The organism is Sodaliphilus sp. (assembly GCF_045598405.1).
GTDB lineage: Bacteria > Bacteroidota > Bacteroidia > Bacteroidales > Muribaculaceae > Sodaliphilus > Sodaliphilus limicaballi.
Genome location: NZ_JAZLLZ010000032.1, coordinates 1 through 3,685 on the forward strand (window position 1 = coordinate 1; position 3,685 = coordinate 3,685).

Below are 3,685 nucleotides of genomic sequence, written 5' to 3' on the forward strand. Positions count from 1 at the left end.
AAAACTGAGATTAAAAGGAATGAGCCCGGCACAATACCGAGCTCAATACTATAGAGAATTTAATAATTAACGTTTAATTTAACGTCCAACTTTTCGGGGTCACTTCACGAACGAAGTGGCGGTGGGGGAAGAAATGCAACACGCACCGCGTCCAGCAGGACGCTAATCGGAACAAACAGGTGAGACTCAAATGGTTTCACATGCTAAAGTTGAGTAAAAAGAAAATGATTTTTTTAGTTTATATGGCTCACGCCAAGAACCGTGCTCAAGGGAGTGAGCAGCGGTAAGTGGGCAAAGCCCGTGCCGCGACCAGCTAACCTCCCTTAAAGTGGAGGACTCCGCTCTTAAAATGATAATACACTATCTATGAGGTAATTCCATTTTGCGTGCAGAGCAAGCTATTTTCTAAGCATAAAACCATAATAAAAATATTTTCTTTTTTTTACCGGACAACAATATTTTTAAATATAATATCATCTTCACTGCATCTAAAGGAAATAAAGCCGCTTAAAATCAGCACATGTTTCATGAAAATTATGTACCTTTGCATTGAAGTTAGAAGCATTTATAATACGCAATTAAGTATGAAACATTTTATACAAAGTGTTGTATTGATGATAATATCATCGATGATTGTCTTTGCCACGTCGTGTTCTGATGAAAAAGACGAGCCGGTGGATAATAAGGCTAAGTTCACCGTCATGCTTTATGGCTGCGGAGGGGCGACGCTCGACGACGCTTTCTTTGACAACCTGAAGCAAGCCATCGCCTATGGCAGCACCGACGACGTGAAGATGACTTATCTGATGAAATTGTCGAAGGTGTATGCTGAGAACCACGACGTGGGCAACATGGAAGGTACATTCCGCATGATGCTTCCCGAACGCAGAGATACCACTGGCCTCGACGTGTTTAAGTTGGAAACAACACGCATCGGGGACTCTACGATTCCTCTTTATGAGCCCCAAACGCTGGCCGAGTTCATCAAGTGGAGCGCGCAGGTGGCTCCCGCCGAGAACTACATCCTGGTGTTATGGAATCATGGCGGAGGATGGAACATATCTAGTGACGCACGCAAGACACGTTCGATTTTGTCGGACGACAATGTGGACAAGCACCCGATGGCCCTGTGGCAGTGCGTGCAAGGCATCAAGGACTCGGGCATCAGGCTCAAGGTTCTCCTCACCGATGCCTGCAACATGCACACGTTAGAGAACCTCTTTGACTATGCCACCGTGGCCGACTATTGCGTGGGCGCAGCCCAGCCTACTCCTGACTACGGCACTAACTACTACAACCTGCTCAAGCACCTTAACAGCGTGACCACAGGCGACGAGTCGCTCGAGAAACAACTGCGCCTCTTTGCCGACGGGCAGCAAACCTACTGGTTCACCCATCCGCTGGAAACCGATTATGACAAGGACGAGTATTATGGCGATATGGGTGTTGTGGACCTGCGCAAACTGCCTGCTGTGGCAAGTGCGGTCAGTGACATCGCCGGCGAACTGTGTTCAAGTTATGCTACACATCACGATGCCTATGACCTGGCTGCCGAGCAGTGCCACTTGCTGTTCCCTGCAAGAGGGGCCGAGTTGGGCAAATATCGATGTGGATTTGACGCCTATGACTATTTCAACCAGCTTGCCGTCACATCGGGCAACGACAAATTGAGGGTGCTTGCCGACCGCTTTGCCCAGGCCTTGGCTCAAGCGCAATATCGCGTGACATGCAATCCCTCATTCCGCAACTGGAAGGGCAACGTGAGCGTGGGCATTATCGTCACCAACGAAGCCCTTTACAACGAGTTGAACTACGAGAAGACATATCCCTTGCTGGAGTTTGACAAGCAGTCAGGCTGGAGCCGCTGGCTCAAGACCAACCAGCACCACCCGTCGGGCAAAATCACCTATACCGACTAGTGAAACAGCAACACCCCTTATCAATGCAAAAGATACTGATTACTGGCAGCAGCGGATTTTTAGGCAGCCGCTTGGCATACTTCCTCAATGACAGATATGAGCTGCTATTGCCCGCGCATGGCGAGTTGAATGTGAGCCGAGAAGAGGCTGTAAGGGCATACATCGAGGAGCACCAGCCTGAGGTTGTGATTCACTGTGCCGCGCTCAGCAACACGTGGTACTGTGAGCAACACCACGACGAGTCGCACAGGGTGAACGTGCAGGGCACGGTGCGCATTGCCAAGGCATGCAAAATCACGGGTGCTAAACTCGTGTTCATGTCGAGCGACCAGGTGTATAACGGCACGCCCATGCTCGGGCCGCTCAAGGAGGACGCGGTGCTACAGCCAGTCAATATCTACGGCTGCCACAAGATGGAAGCCGAGCAGCGCGCGCAATGGAACAACCACGACTCCGTAGGGCTGCGGCTCACCTGGATGTACGATCTGCCCGAGAGCAACATGAAGCTGAACCCCAACATCCTTGCCAATCTGAAAAAAGCCCACGACGAAGGCAACGTCATCAATGCCGCTACCCACGAGTACCGAGGCGTGACCAACGTGTGGGAGGTGGTCAGGAATATCGAGAAAGCAATCTCCCTGCCCGGAGGCATCTACAACTTCGGTTCCGGCAATACGCTGAACAGCCACTCACTCTTCCTCAAAGCCGCCCAACTGATGGGACTCAAGGAACCCTCGGCCTGGATTCTCCCCGACGAGGAGCGCTACAGCGACCAGCCGCGCAACCTCACCATGGACTGCTCGCTCATCGAGCAGCACGGCATCCGCTTCAACGACAGCATCAACGGCATCGCCGAAGCCATCACTCACCCCTTCCGCACAAAGTAAACACCCACTGAAATTATATCCGATATAATACAAAACACCACTGTTTTATCCAAAATTACATCCGATAGGATATAATTTCAGTGATTATTTGTTTTTTTTATATTCGATATGATGTAATTTAGAAATTATTTATTAATTTTGCATTCGAACGAATATAATTTACGAGTACAATGGAAAGAACAGCACTTTCACAAACGGTGAAGAATCTGCGCAAGGAGTTCGGATTGACGCAAGAAGAACTCGCGATAAAATCAGGCGTGGGCATTAACTTCATACGCAATCTTGAGCAAGGTAAGCCAACTTTGCGCATGGACAAGGTAAATCAACTACTCGACCTGTTTAACTACACGCTTGTGGCAACGCCCAGGGTTAACGAGCAATAACAAACATGCGACAAGCCCAAATATTCAGAAAGGACCAGTTGGCCGGATTATTGACAGAAGATGGCGGCGAGTACACATTCAAGTACGACGATACTTATCTTGCCTCATCATCTCCTGTAGCTATCTCCCTTACCTTGCCCTTGCGACATGAAGCTTACTCAAGTCCAGTGCTTTTCCCCTTCTTTGACGGATTGATTCCCGAAGGATGGCTGCTTGACGTCGCCATCCGCAATACAGACATCAGCATACTCGACCGCATGTCGCTTCTGTTGTTGTGCTGTAGAGAGTGTATCGGCAGTATTAGTGTTGTACCAATAAACGAGTAGAGTCATGTGCAAGTGTTTATATTGTTATAACCTTAATTCCGCAGCACTTTTGTTAACAATTTTTATAATATCCTGAGCAACAAAAAGTTGCCCAAGATTTGGTCATGTCGGTGATTTCACTTAATTTAGTGCGGCAAATAAAACCAAACGAACCACCAACACGACATCGA

Annotated in this window: 4 protein-coding genes; all 4 read left to right on the top strand. The window is 48.7% G+C overall.

What is annotated here, in order from left to right:
- The first annotated feature begins 584 nt into the window (after window positions 1–584).
- The 4 genes from ACKI3C_RS02750 (at window position 585) to ACKI3C_RS02765 (ending at window position 3,515) form a co-directional block, all read left to right on the top strand.
- A complete protein-coding gene (locus tag ACKI3C_RS02750; protein ID WP_407401805.1) occupies window positions 585–1,919 on the top strand; it encodes a clostripain-related cysteine peptidase in 1,335 nt (444 codons plus the stop codon).
- Between the two features lie 23 nt (window positions 1,920–1,942).
- A complete protein-coding gene (locus ACKI3C_RS02755; protein WP_407401807.1) occupies window positions 1,943–2,806 on the top strand; it encodes an SDR family oxidoreductase in 864 nt (287 codons plus the stop codon).
- Between the two features lie 170 nt (window positions 2,807–2,976).
- Window positions 2,977–3,189 carry a helix-turn-helix transcriptional regulator gene (locus tag ACKI3C_RS02760; protein WP_407401809.1) on the top strand — a complete coding sequence of 71 codons (213 nt, stop codon included), beginning with the start codon at window positions 2,977–2,979 and terminating at the stop codon, window positions 3,187–3,189.
- Window positions 3,190–3,194: 5 nt separating this feature from the next.
- Complete coding sequence (locus ACKI3C_RS02765) at window positions 3,195–3,515, top strand: HipA N-terminal domain-containing protein (RefSeq protein ID WP_407401811.1); 321 nt, start codon at window positions 3,195–3,197, stop codon at window positions 3,513–3,515.
- Window positions 3,516–3,685 lie beyond the last annotated feature (170 nt).

Bases quoted from the DNA above. Each gene is read 5' to 3' on its own strand.
- ACKI3C_RS02750 (WP_407401805.1), top strand. From the start codon at position 585: ATGAAACATTTTATACAAAGTGTTGTATTGATGATAATATCATCGATG.
- ACKI3C_RS02755 (WP_407401807.1), top strand. From the start codon at position 1,943: ATGCAAAAGATACTGATTACTGGCAGCAGCGGATTTTTAGGCAGCCGC.
- ACKI3C_RS02760 (WP_407401809.1), top strand. From the start codon at position 2,977: ATGGAAAGAACAGCACTTTCACAAACGGTGAAGAATCTGCGCAAGGAG.
- ACKI3C_RS02765 (WP_407401811.1), top strand. From the start codon at position 3,195: ATGCGACAAGCCCAAATATTCAGAAAGGACCAGTTGGCCGGATTATTG.